This is a genomic window from Tenacibaculum maritimum NCIMB 2154 (genome assembly GCF_900119795.1).
Lineage (GTDB): Bacteria > Bacteroidota > Bacteroidia > Flavobacteriales > Flavobacteriaceae > Polaribacter > Polaribacter maritimus.
The window spans coordinates 3402176-3421654 of the sequence record NZ_LT634361.1; the positions used below are offsets into that span (position 1 = coordinate 3402176).

General features: G+C 28.4%; 14 protein-coding genes and 2 pseudogenes. 11 read left to right on the top strand and 5 right to left on the bottom strand.

The genetic code is table 11. From position 1 onward, the window contains the following. Positions 1–20: 20 nt before the first annotated feature. The 7 genes from MARIT_RS15220 (at position 21) to purD (ending at position 8410) form a co-directional block, all read left to right on the top strand. Entirely contained in the window at positions 21–1253 is a 1233-nt protein-coding gene (locus MARIT_RS15220; RefSeq protein ID WP_100211960.1) for an O-antigen ligase family protein, read from the top strand. Continuing rightward, a complete protein-coding gene (locus MARIT_RS15225; RefSeq protein ID WP_024741900.1) occupies positions 1250–2314 on the top strand; it encodes a glycosyltransferase family 4 protein in 1065 nt (354 codons plus the stop codon). The genes MARIT_RS15220 and MARIT_RS15225 overlap by 4 nt, the downstream gene beginning before the upstream one ends. Beyond that, positions 2301–3647 (top strand): O-antigen ligase family protein, encoded by a 1347-nt coding sequence (locus tag MARIT_RS15230; RefSeq protein WP_157926303.1) that lies wholly within the window; start codon positions 2301–2303, stop codon positions 3645–3647. Before MARIT_RS15225 ends, MARIT_RS15230 begins: the two co-directional genes overlap by 14 nt. After that, a complete protein-coding gene (locus tag MARIT_RS15235; RefSeq protein ID WP_100211962.1) occupies positions 3640–4758 on the top strand; it encodes a glycosyltransferase in 1119 nt (372 codons plus the stop codon). The genes MARIT_RS15230 and MARIT_RS15235 overlap by 8 nt, the downstream gene beginning before the upstream one ends. After that, positions 4755–6110, top strand: a complete 1356-nt coding sequence (locus MARIT_RS15240; protein ID WP_100211963.1) for an exopolysaccharide biosynthesis polyprenyl glycosylphosphotransferase — start codon at positions 4755–4757, stop codon at positions 6108–6110. The genes MARIT_RS15235 and MARIT_RS15240 overlap by 4 nt, the downstream gene beginning before the upstream one ends. Next, positions 6111–6872 (top strand): glycosyltransferase, encoded by a 762-nt coding sequence (locus MARIT_RS15245; protein ID WP_100211964.1) that lies wholly within the window; start codon positions 6111–6113, stop codon positions 6870–6872. A gap of 254 nt (positions 6873–7126) precedes the next feature. Then, the gene (gene purD, locus MARIT_RS15250; RefSeq protein WP_100211965.1) at positions 7127–8410 is read left to right on the top strand and encodes a phosphoribosylamine--glycine ligase; all 1284 of its coding nucleotides are present in this window, start codon (positions 7127–7129) and stop codon (positions 8408–8410) included. Here the strand turns inward: purD and MARIT_RS15255 are convergent. Continuing rightward, on the bottom strand, positions 8399–9451 hold the full coding sequence (locus MARIT_RS15255) for a sensor histidine kinase (protein ID WP_024742464.1): 1053 nt from the start codon (positions 9449–9451) through the stop codon (positions 8399–8401). The genes purD and MARIT_RS15255 overlap by 12 nt on opposite strands. A gap of 146 nt (positions 9452–9597) precedes the next feature. Beyond that, positions 9598–10293 (bottom strand): response regulator transcription factor, encoded by a 696-nt coding sequence (locus MARIT_RS15260; protein ID WP_024742463.1) that lies wholly within the window; start codon positions 10291–10293, stop codon positions 9598–9600. Between the two features lie 314 nt (positions 10294–10607). Here MARIT_RS15260 and MARIT_RS15265 point away from each other — a divergent pair, with 314 nt between their 5' ends. Then, positions 10608–12350 (top strand): DUF4153 domain-containing protein, encoded by a 1743-nt coding sequence (locus MARIT_RS15265; RefSeq protein WP_100211966.1) that lies wholly within the window; start codon positions 10608–10610, stop codon positions 12348–12350. After that, positions 12340–13056: a 3'-5' exonuclease gene (locus MARIT_RS15270; protein WP_024742461.1), complete on the top strand. Its 717-nt coding sequence runs from the start codon at positions 12340–12342 to the stop codon at positions 13054–13056. Before MARIT_RS15265 ends, MARIT_RS15270 begins: the two co-directional genes overlap by 11 nt. 1049 nt (positions 13057–14105) lie before the next feature. Here MARIT_RS15270 and MARIT_RS16245 read toward each other — a convergent pair. From MARIT_RS16245 to MARIT_RS16255, 3 genes and pseudogenes are all read right to left on the bottom strand, one after another. Then, positions 14106–14516 carry an ATP-binding cassette domain-containing protein gene (locus MARIT_RS16245; RefSeq protein ID WP_422802051.1) on the bottom strand — a complete coding sequence of 137 codons (411 nt, stop codon included), beginning with the start codon at positions 14514–14516 and terminating at the stop codon, positions 14106–14108. A gap of 75 nt (positions 14517–14591) precedes the next feature. Further along, positions 14592–15056, bottom strand: a pseudogene (locus MARIT_RS16250) (ATP-binding cassette domain-containing protein); the annotation flags it as partial. A 33-nt stretch (positions 15057–15089) separates the two neighbouring features. Further along, a pseudogene (locus tag MARIT_RS16255) lies at positions 15090–15968 on the bottom strand (ABC-F family ATP-binding cassette domain-containing protein); the annotation flags it as partial. A 351-nt stretch (positions 15969–16319) separates the two neighbouring features. Between MARIT_RS16255 and MARIT_RS15280 the strand changes: the two are divergent. After that, positions 16320–16775: a YHS domain-containing (seleno)protein gene (locus MARIT_RS15280; RefSeq protein ID WP_024741726.1), complete on the top strand. Its 456-nt coding sequence runs from the start codon at positions 16320–16322 to the stop codon at positions 16773–16775. An 868-nt stretch (positions 16776–17643) separates the two neighbouring features. After that, positions 17644–19296 carry a glycerol-3-phosphate dehydrogenase/oxidase gene (locus tag MARIT_RS15290; RefSeq protein WP_100211968.1) on the top strand — a complete coding sequence of 551 codons (1653 nt, stop codon included), beginning with the start codon at positions 17644–17646 and terminating at the stop codon, positions 19294–19296. The last annotated feature ends 183 nt before the right edge of the window (positions 19297–19479 follow it).

Here is a 19479-nt window from a genome sequence, read left to right on the forward strand (position 1 = left end):
ACCAAAGCTTCTCGTAAATAATGATTAAAAAACTGTTTTATTTATTTATTTTTTTTGCTCCTTTTACCAGTTTTTTTGCATTATCTGCTTGGTTAAGATTACCTGTTATCATAAATCAATTACTTTTTATTACACTATTAATTACACTCTTAAAAAATAACCGTATAAATACAAAGTGGCTTGTAAAAGAAGATCTTTATTTACTTTCTTTCTTGGGTTTAATTTGGTTAAGCTTTTTTTTAGGTTTTAGAGAAAAAAGAAGTTTTAATCACTCTTTAGCCTATACCAATGCTATTATCTTTTTCTTCTTTTTATCTAAATATATTATTCATTTTTTGCGTGTTTCTTCTATTAAAATAGCAAAAGTATTCTACCTCTCATTCATTTTTAGCTCTATCATTATACTTATTGACTTCATTGGTAAAAATTACTACAATTTTAGTCTTAGAGAAACCTATGCTACAAGTGAATCTTCCAATATGAATTACTTTATTCGATCTAATATGTTTCGTGTAGGAGGGGTTGCTGAAGAACCTGGAAGCATGGCCTTATTTTATAATATTTATTTTGGAGTTTCTTTATATTACCTCTACCAAAAAGACAAAATAAAACTATTTAAATGGCTTTTTATACTCTTTGCTCTTGTTCATTTTGCTATGCTTTCTAATGCTGGAATTACCTTAACCTTAGTGGCTTTAATCATTATATTTTTAATAAATAAATTACAACACAAAGTCATTTCCAAAACCCAACTTTTTTGGATTGTAGGTGTTTTTTCTTTATTAATATTAAGTAGCTTCTTTATAATTTTCTTTGACATTGGTCATAGTAATAAGTTTCTAGAAGATTTTTCTAATAAAATATTCTTTAATGAAAGCCATAAATCTTATTCTTCTAGCGGACAAAGACTGTTGCAATGGCAAAGGGCTTTAGTCAATTTTTTTAAACATCCTATTTTAGGTAATGGTCCTGGGTTTGGTGTTCATGAAGATACAGAAGGTTATTTGAGTATTTATTTAACCATACTCTCTGATATTGGCTTCATTGCTTTTGTCTTTTTTATGGGATTCATCAAAAAAATTATTGAAAAAGTAATGCTATTACCTATACATATTAGAAACTTTATTTTATTCAGTAACATCACTCTTCTCTTTCATATATTCATTGTAGCAGACTTCTACCATGCTCCTATATGGATTTTATTTGCATTCGTTCAGTTGATTTATAGAGAACAAAAAAGTATTCAACCATGACCATTATACATATTATAACCTCACTTGGAATTGGAGGTGCTGAAAAGTTATTAGTAAATGTAGTTAATGAACAAGTAAAGCAACATTCAGTACATATAATTTACCTAAAACCTATTAAAGATTTAGTTCCTGTTTTAGATGCAAACATAAAAGTAAAACAAATTCCTTTAAATTTTTTAACAGTATCCCGATTAAAAAAATATTATAAAACTGTAAAACCAACTGTAATACATACACACTTAGGACATGCAGATTTATTAGGTATTTGGAGTGCTAGAAATCAAAAAGCTAACATTTTTTGTACCATGCATAATATTTATTTTAAAAAGAACTTTTTGGACGCCATCTTTTTTAAATGTTATACTTATCTCTTTTTAAAAATTAGTAAAAACTGTAAAGTTATTTCTATTTCTAAGTCCGTAGAAGAGCACGTTTTAAAAAAATTAAAACTACCTCAAAATCGCTCTTTTTTACTTTATAACGCTATTCCTAATTCTATCAAAGCTTATAAAACAACCAAAAACAAGACCATTAATTTGTTATTTATTGGTAGATTAGAAAAACAAAAATCTATACCTACTTTTCTAAAAGCTATTTATCAACTAAAACAACAACAAAATGTAAATATAACTGCCACGATTGTTGGTGATGGTAGCTTAAAAAAAGAATTAGAAACTCTTGCTAAAAAATTACAAATAAAGCACTTGGTTAATTTTGTAGGAAAACAAGAAGATACGAACCCTTTTTATAATAATGCTGGTATTTTTATTTTGCCTTCAATTTGGGAAGGTTTCGGTATTGTTTTATTAGAAGCTTTTAGAGCAAAAGTTCCTATTATTGCTAGTAATATTGAAGGACCTTCTGAATTGATAAATCATAACGTAAACGGCTTATTATTTGAACCAGAAAACCATATTGAACTAGCCAACCATATCCTACTTTTAATAAATAACTCCTCTTTAAGAGAGCGGCTGGCTCAAAAAGGATTTAGTACTTTTACCGAAAAATTCCAAATCAATACCTACGTTAAAAAATTGAATGAATTATATGAACATTTTTAATAAACTATACAAAGGCAGCGTTATTACAGATATATACGCGCTAATCTTATTTTCCTTAGTATCTCTTTGCTTTGTTTTTACTAGCAAAGTAATCACTCCTACGATCATACTCGTTATTGGTTATCAATTTTACAGGTATTTTAAAAACAAAGTATCAGCTACCTATTTTTTTACTACTTTTTTTTACCTGTTAATATATGCGGCTATCTTCTATGGCAGCATTCATAAAATCATACTCATCGCACTTCTTATTTTTTTAAGTATTTTATACTTTAAAAGGAATATAACTAATACCCCTCGATATACCTCTGAAATTATTATCCTAATTTTTTCTGGGCTTATTCTTATAAATCACTTTATATTTCCTCCTTATTTAAAAGGATTAGATGTATATATTTACTACTTCTTAATACCTTTTTTGTTTTTAGGTATAAAAAAACAAAACTTCAATTTTTCAATAACGAAATCAATAAAAGTATATATATCTTCTATCTTAGTAGCTACTTTTTTCCTATTTATAACGAATATATATCATGGAACACTCTTCTTAAAAACAAATACATTTTTTCCAAAATATATAGGAATTATCCATGTGTATTATGGTATGTTTTTAGGAGCCGCTTGTTGTTTATTACTCTACTTATACGCTGTAAAAAAACACTATTATAATACCTTTATAGATATTTGTATCTTTTCCATATTAGTTATATTACTAGCTTATACAGGAGCTAGAATCTCATTAATCGCTGTAATAATCAGCCTTCTTTTTTATGCATACACAAAAATTAACCTTTCAACTTATAAAAAAGTTTGCTTAGTAGGACTATTACTTTTTGGATTTACCTTTATAGGAACCAAAATACCTCGTGTGCAATACGGCATCCAAGAAATTCAACATCTATATAATGCTGTAAAAACAAATAACAAAGAATATCTAATTAACAATTCATGGCGTAATATGAATCAGCGCTTTTTAGTAACCAAATATACACTACAAGAAATTAAAGAACATTTTCTATTGGGTATAGGTATTCAAAATGTTACAAATCAAATTAGCAATAAAATAATAAAAGATGGATACAAACACTTTAAACCTATAAACTCACACAATCAGTACTTAAATGTAATGGTTTCAATGGGGTTTATTTCTTTTTTATATTTCATATTTCTACTTCTTTATTTTATAAAACAATCTAACAATGCTATATATTTCTTCTTGTTCTTTTTAATTATTATGTTTACAGAATCTATCTTAGTTAGAGGAAAAGGAATATCTTTATTTTTTCTTTTTACTCTCATTTTTTCAGTAAAAAGAAAATCATTAGATGATTAAAATAATTCACATAGCGCGGCCTCTAGGAGGCATTGGAGTTTATATTGATTTATTATCAAAAAATATTGATAATAATACTTTTTCTAATAGTATCATCTGTAATACTAAAGAGAAGGGAATTGACATAAAAAATGCTAACGAAAAAAGTATTACAAAATTTCATGTTAACCTAATACGCGAAATCAGCCCAATAAATGATATCAAATGCTTTTTTAAAATCATAAATATCTTACAGAAAGAAAAACCAACTATTGTACACTGCCATAGTGCTAAAGCTGGGGTTTTAGGTAGGTTTGCTGCTATTGTTTTAAAAATACCTGTCGTATATACACCTCATGCCTACTCTTTTTTAAGTACAAAATCAAAACTTAAAAAGCAACTTTTCAAAGGTGTTGAAAGTCTTTTCCGTTTTTTTAATGCCAATACAATAGCTTGCTCTGCTTCTGAATATCATAGAGCTATTTATGATGTTGGCTTAAAAAAAGAAAAAGTATATGTATGGAATAATTCTATCGAATATCCTATAAAAGCGAAGAATAATAGCAATTTTATATTCCCTGACGAATTTATATGCTCTATTGGGCGTCCTTCTTATCAAAAAAATACAGAACTATTAATCAAATCAATAGCCAAAATAAGGCAAAAAATAAGCACAGTTCATTTAGTCATTTTAGGAGTAGGTCTATATTCTCCATTAATAAAAGATATTGAAGCTTTAATCAAAAAGTACGCCCTTGAAAAAAATATAACATTGGTTCCTTGGTGCGATCGCTTAGAAACCATGGATATACTGAAAAAGTGCCAGATATATACCTCTACTTCAAGATATGAAGGTCTTCCTTACTCTGTTATAGAGGCTTTGGCTTTATCAAAACCTTGCGTAGTAACCAATGTAGATGGAAATAAAGATTTGGTTAAAAACAATTTCAATGGCTTTTTAGTTTCAGAAAATGAAGGTGAAATTGCTAAAAAAATTATTCAGTTATTAAAAGATAAAACTACTAGAACCCTATTTGCCCAAAACGCGCATGAGGACTTCTTAAAAAATTATAGCATTCAAAACACTATTCATAAGCTAGAAAATATTTATAAAACTATACTGCTCCCTTGAAAAAAAGATATTCGCACCTTATTGTTCCACTTTTACTTCTTATTGATATTTTTATTATCAATATTGTTGTCTTTTCTATTTCTGATAAAGAATACCTTAATATATCTTTTTTAAGCTATATAAACCTTTTTTGGTTAATCTCATCCTTTTCCATAAAGTTTTACATAACACATAGATATACTAGTATTTATAAAATAATAAAGCTTTTAATCATCCAATTTTCCCTTTTTTTTCTAGGGTATTTTACCTATTTCGGACTATTTAGAGAAGGAATTATTGTAAACAATCAAACACGTATTCTTTCTTTAATAATATTCGCTATTTCTTTTTCTAAAATCATTAGTTTTTACCTTCTCAAAAAATACAGATCTAAAGGAAATAACTACAGAAATGTAGTGATTATTGGTTACGATTCTAATTCTAAAAAACTTATTGAACTCTTTAAAAACAAAAAAGAGTTAGGATATCAATTTATAGGTTTTTTTGATGATGAAACTTCTAAAAAAAACGATTATTTAGGAGCATTAATTGATAGCAAAAAAAACATTCTAAAAAAAGAGGTGGATGAAATCTATTGCTCTATACAAAGCTTAACAAAAAACCAAATCAAAGACTTTACAAAGTTTGCTAATAAATATTCAAAAACGATCAAACTAATTCCTAGTGCTACTGAACTATATAGCAAAAATTATAACGCAACTTACTATGAAGATACAATTACGGTATTAGACGTTCAAAAACTCCCTTTTGATCTAATTGAAAATAGAATTATAAAAAGGGTTTTTGATATTATTTTTTCCACCTTTGTTTGTATATTCGTTCTGTCTTGGGTAGTACCTATTTTATGGATTATTGTAAAATTAGACTCTAAAGGTCCTTTGTTTTTTAAGCAAGAACGCGAAGGTATAGAAGGAAACCATTTTACTTGCTATAAATTTCGCTCTATGAAGTCAGATAGTAGCGCTGAAAAAAAACATACCTCTAAAAATGATACTAGAGTTACCAAAGTAGGAGCTTTTTTACGTAAAACAAGTATTGATGAGCTACCTCAATTCTTTAACGCCTTAAAAGGTAATATGAGTGTTGTTGGCCCACGGCCTCATATAAAAGAAGAGTCTTTGCAATTTGAAAAAGATGTTGCCAATTATATGGAAAGAAAATCAGTAAAACCAGGTATTACAGGTTTAGCACAAGTAAGCGGATATAGAGGTGAAATACAGAAAAAATCAGATATTAAAAATCGTGTTCGGCTTGACGTTTTTTATATTGAAAACTGGTCTTTTTTCTTAGATATTAAAATCATCATCCAAACAGTTTTAAATGTCTTTAAAGGAGACGAAAAAGCCTATTAATTGAATATAAAAATAGATATATCTGCTACCATTGTCTTATATAAAGAAGACCCTATTATTCTAAAAAAAACAATTGATAATTTTTTAGCAATACCACTTACTAAAAAATTATTTTTAGTTGATAACTCTCCTACAAATTCCTTAGCATCTATTATTAAACACGCTGATGTTGAATATATTTTTATAGGAAAAAATCGTGGTTTTGGAGTTGGACATAATAATGTTATCGCTAAAATTAAAAACCTTTCTAATTATCACTTAGTCTTAAATCCTGATGTTTCTTTTACACCTTTAGTACTTCCTAATTTAATAAATCAGTTAAAAAAGGATCATCGTTTGGCTATGATTGCTCCTAAAGCCGTTTTTCCTAATAATACACATCAATATTCTTGTAGAAGGTATCCGAGCCCTTTAGAATTATTAATGAGGAGATTTGGATGGTTTTCATCTATTATTGACAAGGGGGAATATAGAGATAAAGACCTTACAAAACCTTTTTATTCAGAATATATTGCGGGTTGTTTCCATTTATACAATACCTCGGATTTTATTCAATTAAGAGGATTTGATGAACGGTATTTTTTATATATGGAAGATGTAGATATTTGTAGAAAAATAGATCTTTTAGGAAAGAAAAAACTCTATTATCCTAAAGAAAAAATTTTCCATATTTTAAAAAAAGGTTCTTCAAAAAATATAAAACTATTGTATTATCATATTGTGTCCGCTATAAAGTATTTTAATAAATGGCGCACTTTTTAGGTAAAAAAGACTTCTTCTTTATTCTTACCTTAAACATTCTTAACTTTTTTAATAGAAGTGATTTCAACTTTTTCTGATACCTGGAAATTGGTCTTATTTTACCCTCATTTTCACTTCAATACCAAAAGTTGAAATCACTTGTAATGTTAAAGTAAAAAAGTTCTCAAAACAGCATTTTTTTCAGCAAATTAAAAAAGTTTAAACGAGTTCATGTTATAAAAGATATATTTGCATATACAACAACACAACAACAAATGAATATTTTAATTTTAGGATCTGGAGGTAGAGAGCATGCCTTTACGAAAAAGCTTTCCGAAAGTAACAAAATCAATCAATTATTTGTAGCTCCTGGTAACGCTGGAACTCATACATTAGCTACTAACTTAAACATTAGTCCAACCAATTTTAACGCTATAAAAGAAGCCGTTTTAACACACCAAATACACATGGTTGTTGTAGGCCCTGAAGCTCCTTTGGTTGCTGGAATCCACGATTTTTTCTTATCTGATAATGATTTAAAAGAGGTTCCCGTAATTGGTCCTAAAAAGGATGGTGCTTTGTTAGAAGGTAGCAAAGATTTTTCTAAACAGTTTATGGAAAAATATCATATTCCTACTGCCAAGTATCAATCTTTTACAAAAGTAAGCTTACAGAATGGGTTTGAGTTTTTAGAGTCTTTAAACGCTCCATATGTTTTAAAAGCTGATGGCTTAGCTGCTGGTAAAGGTGTTTTAATTTTAAATTCACTAAATGAAGCTAAACAAGCGTTGGAAGAAATGCTTTCTAACGAAAAATTTGGAGAGGCTTCTTCTACTGTAGTTATTGAAGAGTTTTTAAATGGAATAGAATTATCTGTTTTTGTTTTAACCGATGGTAAAAATTATAAAATACTACCTTCTGCTAAAGATTATAAACGTATTGGAGAAGGTGATAAAGGTTTAAATACGGGTGGAATGGGAGCAATATCTCCTGTACCGTTTGCTACTGATGGTTTTTTACAAAAAGTAGAAGAGCGCGTTATAAAACCCACTATAAATGGTTTGCAAAAAGAAGGTATAGATTATCGTGGCTTTATTTTTATTGGTTTAATGAATGTAAACGGAAACCCACAAGTAATTGAATATAATGTTCGCATGGGAGATCCTGAAACTGAAGTTGTACTGCCTAGAATCCAATCAGACTTATTGGATTTATTTGAAGGAGTTGCCAATCAAACCTTAGCTACAAAATCATATGAAGTAACTCCAAAAACAGCTACTACTGTTATGCTCGTTTCTGGAGGGTATCCAGAAGCTTATGAAAAAGGAAAAGAAATTACAGGCTTTGACACTATTCAAAATGAAGATGCTATTGTTTTTCATGCTGGTACCACAATACAAAATGGAAAAGTAATTACTAATGGTGGACGCGTAATGGCTATAACTTCCTTTGGTAATACGATTCAAGAAGCCTTAACAAAGTCATACGAAAGCATTGATAAAATTTCATTTGAAAAAATGAATTATAGAAAAGATATTGGATTTGATTTAACTTATTAAATCAGCTTTTTCTAATGTAAACGAAAACTCAGAACCCTCTCCGTAGGTGCTTTTTAACAAAATTGTTTCATTATGAGCTTCAATAATATGTTTTACAATAGATAAACCAAGACCAGAGCCTCCTTGTTCACGAGAGCGGCTTTGGTCTACTCTATAAAATCGCTCAAATAAACGAGATAAATGTTCTTGTTTGATTCCTTCTCCATCATCAACTATTTTAACAATACACTTATTTTCATTATAACTTTCAACACTTACTGTAGTAACCCCTCCTATCTTTCCATATTTAATTGAATTGACCACCAAATTAATAAGAACTTGCTCTATACGCTCAATATCTCCTTTTAAAAAGAAAGGAAATTCATAAACACGATCAAACTTAAGAGTAATATTTCTTTTTTTAGCCTTCATTTCAAATAAGTCAAATACATTTTGTACCAACTCTAAAATATTAAACGTTTCGATATTCATTTTCATTCCATCAGTTTCTAATTTAGCAATCATATCTAAATCTTTAACTATGGACGTAAGCCTATCTACTCCTTTATTAGCTCTTTCTAAATATTTATCTCTTATTTCTTTATCATCTGCTGCGCCTTCTATAAGAGTTAATATATATCCTTGTACTGTAAAAAGAGGCGTTTTTAACTCATGTGATACATTTCCTAAAAAATCCCTTCGAAAAGAATCTCTCTCAGTTAAATCTGCAATTTCTTCACTTTTTCCTTGAACAAATTCTTGTACACTCTTTGTCAATGCCTCAACATCTGTTGTTACTTTTTTACGCTTTAAATCATTCACATCTAAAATAGAAATATCTTCATATAGTTTTTTAATTCGCTGATATATAAAATGTTCTGCTCTATATTGGATAATAAAAAAAGAGATACTAAAAAGAAGAATAGCTGATATTAGTATTGTTAGTATGCTTAAGGTTTTTAATATAAATAAATACGTCAGTATCACTGCTCCAATAGATAATAATGTTAAGTACATCGCTGTCCAAAGAGCATATTTATATGTTTTTTTTATTTTTTTCATATACAAAAATGATAATCTTTATATCTAGTTGATTTTTAGAAGTTTTTAAATTGCATAAAGTAAAAGGATACTCTAAGGAGTATTTTTGATCACATTGAAAAAAATTAAACGAACATAAAAATAATCTATAAATAGTAGCTTAATTTTTAATCTTGTTCTTCCAAAACAAATTTATACCCCACTCCTTTTACAGTTTTAAAATAACCATCTCCTATTTTTTCTCTCAGTTTTCGAATGTGTACATCAATGGTTCTTCCTCCAACAACTACTTCATTTCCCCAAACAGTATCTAAAATAATTTCTCTTTTAAAAACTTTTCCTGGTTTTGATGTTAATAGTGATAAAAGCTCAAACTCTTTACGTGGCAATGTAATTTTTTGCGTTCCTTTAAGCACAACATATTCATCACGATTGATAACAATATCTCCTATTTTAACAGTAGTATCCATTTGCGCTTCTGTTTTTAAACGTCGAAGCAATGATTTCACCTTGCTAATTAATACTTTTGGCTTAATAGGCTTGGTTATGTAATCATCTGCACCCGCATCAAAACCAGCTACTTGTGAGTAATCTTCACCTCTAGCGGTTAAAAATGAAATAATTACATTTTCAAATGACTTTATTTTTCTAATTTTTTCACAAGCTTCAATACCATCCATTTCTGGCATCATAATATCTAATAATATCAAATGAGGAAAAATCTTTTTCGCTGCCTTTACTGCTTCTACACCATTGCTTGCTGTAAATATTTGGTAACCTTCTGATTTTAAATTATATCCTACAATTTCTAAAATATCTGGTTCGTCATCAACCAATAAAATTTTAATATCACTAGTATTCATCAGTATTTTTTTAGTTTGTTCTTTTTCAAAAGTAACGATAATATGACAAACATATATACAGCTAACTTAACTTAACATTCATTTAATATTGCCTAAAACATAGCGTAATATCTTAGCTTTAACCTAAAGGCATATGACATTTTAGTACTAATTATGATTTGATAATTACCTTAAAAGAAAGCGGTACTTTTTATTTACGTAATAAAGTAGCAAGGAAAAGTATTCTTTTTACTTTAAATTGTTTTAATTCGTAAATTGTATAGGTGCAAATCCATTTAATTATTTCTTACTACCTTTATACAAATTGAAACTCTATGAAATTATTTTTTTCTTTTGGAAAAATAAAAGACACGTTTAAACGGTTTCCTCTTGCGTTAACTTGGTGTATTATTAGTTCACTTTTTATTGTATATATCATTGAAGTTGATGTGATACACCATCATTTATTGTACTATAAACTACTGTTAACATTTGTTTTAGGCGTTAGTTGGTTAATAGCTACTCATTTTTTCCAAGAGCAGTTTCATTATAGTAAAAAGTGGCTCTTTATATTCCCTATCGGGTTTCTTTGCTTATTTTATTATCATTTATCTGGAGATAAAAAAATTGATCTTATTTCTTGGTATCGGTTTATACTATATTTTATTGCGGGGCATTTGCTTGTTTTAGCAGCTCCCTTTTTACTAAAATGGAAGCAACTTGCTTTTTTTAATTATTTAAAAAACATTACTAAATGTATCTGCAAAAGTTTGCTTTTTACAGGCATTATATTTTCAGGAATTATCATTGCCTTACTTGCTACAAAACATTTATTTAATATTCATTGGAATGATCGGCTTTATCTACAAATTTTTGTTCTTTGTATAGGCATTATCAATACTTGGATTTTTTTATTTGATATTCCTAAAAAAATAGCTTCAGAAAAAACAATGCGCTATTCCAAAGCTTCAAAAGTATTGGTACAATATATTCTAATTCCATTGGCTATTTTATATCTTACTATATTATACGCTTATAGTTTAAAAATTATCATTCATTGGAACTTGCCTAAAGGGTGGATTTCTTACCTCGTTATTGGGGTATCTTTATTAGGTTTTCTTATACAAATCTTAATTAACCCTATTCAAAAAATTACCTCATCAAAAATTATAAAGCAATTCCATCCTTGGTTTTATATATCATTACTACCATTACTTATTTTGCTATTTACGGCTATATTTAAGCGAATTAATGCCTATGGAGTTACTGAAAAACGCTATTTTGTACTCCTACTTTCTGTATGGATTTTAGGAGTGGTATTGTACCTGTTGTTTAGCAAACAGCAAAAAACTACTTGGCTTCTTTTTTCCTTGACTACTATTATTGTACTCAGCTCTTTTGGAGTTTGGGGAGCTTTTTCTTTTTCAACTAAAAGTCAAGTCAGTGAGTTTAAAAGAATATATGCTGTCATAAAAGAAAAAAATAATAGCATTAGTTATAAAGAAAACCATCAGTTTCAATCCATTATTAAATACCTAACTAATAAGCACGAATTATCACAAATTACTCCTATTTTAGGCTATGACCCCGTTAAAGCATTTAACACTACAAATTACTGGACTTTACAAGATAAAATTACGGATTCTTTAGGCATTAAAACGGAACAAACACCAGAAAAAAATAAACACCTATTTTTCCATTTAGAATCCCATAATCATGTATTTCATAGCAAAGGGTATGACTACTTTAAAGAGTTTATATTTACTCCCTATAAAAAAGAAGAAAAACTACAAGGGGTTACTTTTACATTGGATAGCGAAAAAAATGCCATCGTTATTTCTCTTGTAAAACAGCATACGATAAAATATATTTCTTTAAAAGATATGACTCGTATTTTACTTGAAAAACCTACCAATGTAACTCTTAAAAATGTGGCTGATTTAACTATTGAAAAGTCATTTGATGAATTGGACCTTAAAATTATTTTTACGAATGTTACCTTTGATAAAAATAATATTGGCTTTACTATTAGTGATGCGAATGGTTACTTACTTTTAAAAGAAAAAAATGCTGAATAAAATTGATTTAGAAAACATCTTGTTTCTTGATATAGAAACCGTACCTGAAGTAGAATTTTTTGCTCATTTATCAAAAGAAAAACAAGAGCTTTTTGCTTTAAAAACAGCATACCAACGTAAAGATGAAGTTACAGCTGAGGCTTTTTACCATAAAGCGGGCATATGGGCTGAATTCGGAAAGATTATTTGTATTTCTGTGGGCTATTTTATCACAAAAAATGGCATCCAGCAACTCCGAGTTACTTCTTTTAGCCATAAAAATGAGGTTGAATTATTGCAAAATTTCAAAAAATTATTAGAAACTCACTTTAATAAACAAAAACACTTATTATGCGCTCATAATGGTAAAGAATTCGATTTTCCATATATTGCTCGTAGAATGGTAATTCATCAAATTAAATTGCCTGAAAAACTAAATTTATTTGGGAAAAAACCTTGGGAAGTGCCTCATTTAGATACTTTAGAATTATGGAAGTTTGGAGATTATAAACATTATACTTCTTTAAAACTACTAACCTCTATATTAAAGATTCCTTCTCCAAAACAAGATATTGATGGTAGTGAGGTAGCTGATGTATATTATAAGGAGAAAAATATAGCGCGTATTGTTAGTTATTGCGAACGAGATACAGTAGCTATTGCTCAGTTACTACTGCGTTTTTATAATAAACCTCTTATTCATGAAACGGATATTGTAAGAGTATAATTTTTAGATACTATCCACTATTTTATTTAGATCAATGTAAGTGCTTTTGTATTATTATTGCCTGTTTTCAACAACCTTCTTTATAAACATAAAACTTTAGTATATCCTTTACTTAAGATATAGATATCACAATCCTAAATTCAATATAAGCTTCTAATTTAGAGTACCCTCTCCAATATCATATCAATGAAGTGGTTTAAACTTTTTCTGATGCCTGCAAATTGGTCTTATCTCACTCTAATTTTTGCTTTTTCTCACAATGTAACTAAGACTAGCTTACTCAAAAAAGATTTCATTAGGGCAAAAAGCCCTAAATTTTCGCTTCAAAACAAAAAGTTTAAATCGCTTCAATAAAAAAAACACTGTAAATCAATTATTTAAAGTAATTTTTTAAATTATATTTTAAAATAGGTATAAAAAATATTTTTTATACCTATTTTTTTATATCTTTGAACCAGTTATTCGGAGATATCCGAATACACTTTTTCTTTTTCATAGCAATTTTCCCGCTCAATTCTTTTGAGTGGGTTTTTTTATACTTCTTATTTTCTTACTCTTTTTCTTTTTCATAAAAGATATCTTTTTACACACGTACTTATCGTTTTCTAAAACTTTCTTTTTTAAATAGCGAAAAATAGGTTTTTATATTTATTATTTCATATATTTGGATAGTACTTCGGAGATATCCGAAGATACTTTTTCTTTTTCATAGCAATTTTCCCGCTCAATTCTTTTGAGTGGGTTTTTTTATACTTCTTATTTTCTTACTCTTTTTCTTTTTCATAAAAGATATCTTTTTACACACGTACTTATCGTTTTCTAAAACTTTCTTTTTTAAATAGCGAAAAATAGGTTTTTATATTTATTATTTCATATATTTGGGTAGTACTTCGGAGATATCCGAAGATACTTTTTCTTTTTCATAGCAATTTTCCCACTCAATTCTTTTGAGTGGGTTTTTTATTTCGATAATTTCAAATGTTATTATTTTTTAGCTTGCCCTAGCAAGTGTATAACCATGTAAACTTTCAAGTAGTTAGCCCCTATACTTAGGCTCCTTCTAGCTTCATAGAAAGCTCAAACCAACGTTCTTCTTTTTCTTCTAAGTTGCTTATTATTTCTTGCAACTCAATAGACTTCTCGTTAATTTTATCAGCCTCAATCTCTCCATTTGCAAACTGGTTTTCTATAGCTTCTTTCTTTTTTTGTAGTTTTTCTATGTCTTTTTCTAACTTTCCAAATTCACGATTTTCCTGAAAGCTTAGCTTTCCTTTTTTAGACTCTTTAATACGAGTATCCGTTGATTTTTTTTCTATACTTGATTCTTTAGGCTTAGAATCTTCATAAGTTCTAAAATCAGAATAATTACCAGGAAAGTTTTCAACAACGCCATTCCCTCTGAATACGAATAAAGAATCGACAATTTTATCCATAAAATAACGATCATGAGATACCACCATTAAATTTCCTGGATAATCTAATAAAAAGTTTTCCAATACATTTAAAGTTACTACATCTAAATCATTTGTAGGCTCATCCAGAATTAAAAAATTAGGGTTTTGAATTAATACAGCACATAAATACAAGCGTTTTTGCTCCCCTCCACTTAATTTTTCAACAAGATCATATTGTTTTTTTCTATCAAATAAAAATCGCTCTAACAATTGGCTTGCTGATATTTTTCGTCCTTTTGTTAACGGAATATACTCTCCAAACTCTTTAATAACCTCTATAACCTTCTGCCCCTCCTTAATAACAATTCCTTTTTGCGTATAATATCCGAATTTTACGGTTTCTCCCACTACAATTTTACCACCATCTACGGGTTCTTTACCGGTTATTAAATTTAAAAAAGACGATTTTCCTGTACCATTTTTTCCTATAATACCTATGCGTTCTCCTCTTTTAAAAACATATTCAAATCCATTTAAAATAACTTTTTCTCCAAAGTTCTTTTTTATAGTATGAAGCTCTATAATTTTGCTCCCTAAACGCTCCATGTTAATTTCTAGTTGTACTTCATGCGTACTCCTTCTTTGATGTGCCTTTTCCTTTATTTTATAAAAATCATCCGTTCTTGATTTTGATTTTGTAGTACGTGCTTTTGGTTGCCTACGCATCCACTCCAATTCTTTTTTAAATAAGCTTTTAGCTTTACTTAAATTGGTTGCTTCTAAAGCTAATCGTTCTTCTTTATTTTGAAGATAATATGAATAATTTCCTTTGTATTTATATAGTTTACCATTATCTAGCTCTATGATTTCATTACACACTCTCTCTAAGAAATAGCGATCATGTGTTACCATAAACAATGTAATTTTTTCTTGAGCAAAAAAAGCTTCCAACCATTCAATCATTTCCAAATCTAAATGGTTCGTTGGCTCATCTAAGATTAGCAAATCTGGTTTATTAATAAGTAATATAGCCAATGACAATCTTTTTTTCTGCCCTCCAGAAAGCGTTGCTACTTTTTGGTTTAAGTTATTTAGCTTTAATTTCGATAGAATTTGTTTGTACTGTGTTTCAAAGTCCCAAGCATTGTGCTGATCCATCAAATCAAATGCTTTTTGATAAGCATCTTCATCATTCGGATTTTGTATTGCCTTTTCATATTCAGCTATGATTGGTAAAATGGTATTTTCAGTAGAAAATATAGTTTCCTCTATTGTTAAGTTTTCCTCTAAATTATTATCCTGAGATAAATAAGAAATTGTAATTCCCTTTCTACTAATTACTTGCCCTGTATCTGTTTGATCAACACCTGCTATTATGTTTAAAATAGATGTTTTACCACTTCCATTTTTTGCTACAAAAGCTATTTTTTGGTCTTTATTTATTCCAAATGAAATATCTTGAAACAAGATTTTTTCACCATACGATTTTGAAATGTTTTCTACAGATAAGTAATTCACAATAAGAGTTTAGTTAAACGCAAAAGTAACTAAAAAACATCAAGAGTTAAGCCATATGTTTTTATTAATTGAATTGGTTACAACTTTTTCAATCTAAACAAAGCTTAAAAGTTGTAACCAATTTATAATGTATCTTTAATTGTACGATGCCGCTCTAAAAGAAACAATATAAAAAGAGCTTTCAAAAACAAGAATTTCTTAGTTACTTGAAAAAGTTGAACCTCCTTATTATTAGGAAATAAGACTTTTATCCATTTTTAACTTAATTATAACTTGTTAAAAATCAAGTATCTTTTTTTATATTTTATCTTTCTGTACTTTTGCGCTTCTTAATTTTATTAAATTTTTATCATGAGAAATTTTATTACCTTCATTTTTTTTAGCATTTCTACTACATTTTTTGCACAACAATATGATTATTATACTAAAAATGGATTTGCTGCTGATGGCTTTGATGTTGTTTCTTATTTCGTTAGTAAAAAGCCTAGTGAAGGAAAAAATGAGTATCAAACAGTGCATAACGGTACTAAGTTTAAATTTTCATCTGCTAAAAACTTAGCATTATTTATAAAAGATCCTGAAGCTTATATACCTCAATATGGAGGGTATTGCGCTTATGCTGTTGCTGAAAAAAAAATTAAAATGTATGTTGATCCTGAAGCTTATGAAATAAGAGATGGTAAACTTTATTTATTTTACAGCTCTTGGTTGTCTGATAAATTAAAAACTTGGCAAGAAGAAGATACAAAAAAACTACAACAAAAAGGAGACAAAAATTGGGCAGATATAAAATATAAAAGCGAATAAAAACACAAGTAATTATTACGCTAAAATAAACCAAAAAAGAAGCTTTTAAAAGCTTCTTTTTTGGTTTATTTACTTTTTTTAACAGCACTACTACCAACTATATAGTACAATATGCTCCACCTTCCTACCTAAAGCTCTTTTTATTATAAAAACAAGTGTATATACCCAATAGTTACGCTTTTAAATTTTGTTTAATTGAAGCATTCAATTAAATATATTGAGTACAAAAAATTAAGATTCACGAAACACAACCAAATTAATGAATCATATAAAGCAAATCCGTTTTTAATCCTTATTCAATGGTCTAAAATTGTAAAAGAAAATAAATCTAATATGGATATTATGCTAAATATTGGTCAAATAAAAAAGTGTTATTTGGAGTTTAATTCACTCTATAAGAAAGTATGGAAGATTTCCATTTCCTGTACAAGATTTTTAACACTCCTAAAAAAACTTGTACAAAGTTTTACATCCATTTCCTGTACAAGATTTTTAACACCCCTAAAAAAACTTGTACAAAATTTTACATCCATTTCCTGTACAAGATTTTTAACGCCTCTAAAAAAACTTGTACAAAATTTTACATCCATTTCCTGTACAAGATTTTTAACACCTCTAAAAAAACTTGTACAAAGTTTAAACATAAAACAAAGGTTTCGACTCCTCTCCACCTGATAAAAAGGGCATGATTAAAACTCAATGGTGCAATAATAACGAGCAACCATTGCATGCTTAAATAAAAATTATACAGTATATTTATTACTCACCAACAAACTAAGAATTACAAATCGTAAATAATTTTATGTATCTGGTTAAAAAAAATAAACCTTTATGCTTATTTTTGTTGTTATTATATAAAAAATAATATATGCCTTTTTCTTTTTTTAACAGAACTAATATTTCTAAAGATTTACAATCTACAGAATTTGATGTATTAATTATTGGTGGTGGAATTACTGGTGCAGGAATTGCTTTGGATGCTGCTTCCCGCGGAATGAAAGTCGCTTTAATTGAAAAAAATGATTTTGCTTCTGGTACTAGTAGTAAATCTACTAAGTTAATTCATGGAGGTTTACGTTATTTAAAACAATTTGATTTTTGGCTGGTTAAAGAAGTAGGAACAGAACGTGCTATTGTGCATAAGCTAGCTCCACATTTGGTTATTCCTGAAAAGATGATTTTACCTTTAATTGAAGGAGGAACCTATGGTTCTTGGCTAACTTCTATTGGTTTAAAAGTATATGATGTACTAGCTTCTGTAGAAGGCGATGACAAACGCAAAATGCTTACTAAAAAAGAGAGTTTAGAAAAAGAGCCCTTGCTTCCAAAAAATATTTTAAATGGAGCTGGGTATTATGCTGAATACAGAACAGATGATGCTCGCTTAACCATTGAAGTGTTAAAAACAGCATTAAACTATGAAGCAAAAGCATTGAACTATGTAGAAGCTACAGAATTTCTTTATAAAGAGAATAGAGTAATTGGAGCAAAAGCTTTAGATACAATTACCAATGAATCTTTTGATATAAAAGCGAAGTATGTAGTAAATGCTGCTGGCCCTTGGGTAGATGAATTACGACAGCTAAATAATTCTAAAATAGGAAAGCGTTTGCACTTAACAAAAGGAGTTCATTTAGTAGTTGCTCATAAAAAATTACCTGTAAAACAATCCGTATATTTTGACATTCCTGATGGAAGAATGATGTTTGCTATTCCTCGTGGAAAAGTAACTTATTTTGGAACTACTGATACGAATTATCAACTCGATAAAAATAATGTAGTAACAGACTTAGTAGATGCTACTTATTTAATTTCTGCCGTAAACAATATGTTTCCAGATGTTCAATTATCTTTAGAGGATATTGAGTCTTCGTGGGCTGGTTTACGTCCTTTAATTCACGAAGAAGGAAAATCTGCTTCTGAACTATCTCGTAAAGATGAACTATTTGTATCAGACACTGAATTAATTTCTATCGCTGGAGGTAAATTAACAGGGTATCGTAAAATGGCAGAGCGTATTATTGACGTAATTACTAAAAAATACAAACGCCGTTTTAACAAAGAATTTGATCCAATACAAACAGAGGATATCATTCTATCAGGGGGACCTTTTCAAAATTATAAAGCTGTAAAAATTTATATTGATTTAATTTATAAAAATATAAAACACCACGGATTTACTAAAAAGGATGCCGAATATTTGGTATATAATTACGGAAAACAAACAGATGTTATTTTAGATAAGTTTTTAGAAATACCTGGAGATAACCAAGAAGAAAAATTACTAAAAGCAGAGTTAAACTTTACTATAAACCATGAAATGGTATGTACTCCTGTTGACTTTTTTATGCGTCGTACAGGACGTTTATTTTTTGACAAGCCAAGTGTAGATATATATAAAATCATGATTTTAAAAGAGTTTAAAAAGAGTTTTAACTGGTCTGATGAAGTTACTTTAAAACATCAAAAAGAATTAGATGAAAAATTAAATTCAGCTATTTCATTTACTGAATTTGCATAAGTATTTTAAATTCAATAAAAAATACTGCTGAAGTGATTTAAACTTTTTTAGCAGCAGTAAAATTTACTAATCTTTACTTAAATTTCAAAAAAGTAAATGAGTTCAATTAGAAAATAATATTTTTGTATTTTTAGATATAGATTTTGTCAAAAACCCCTTAACAAATTTTATAATTAATATTTT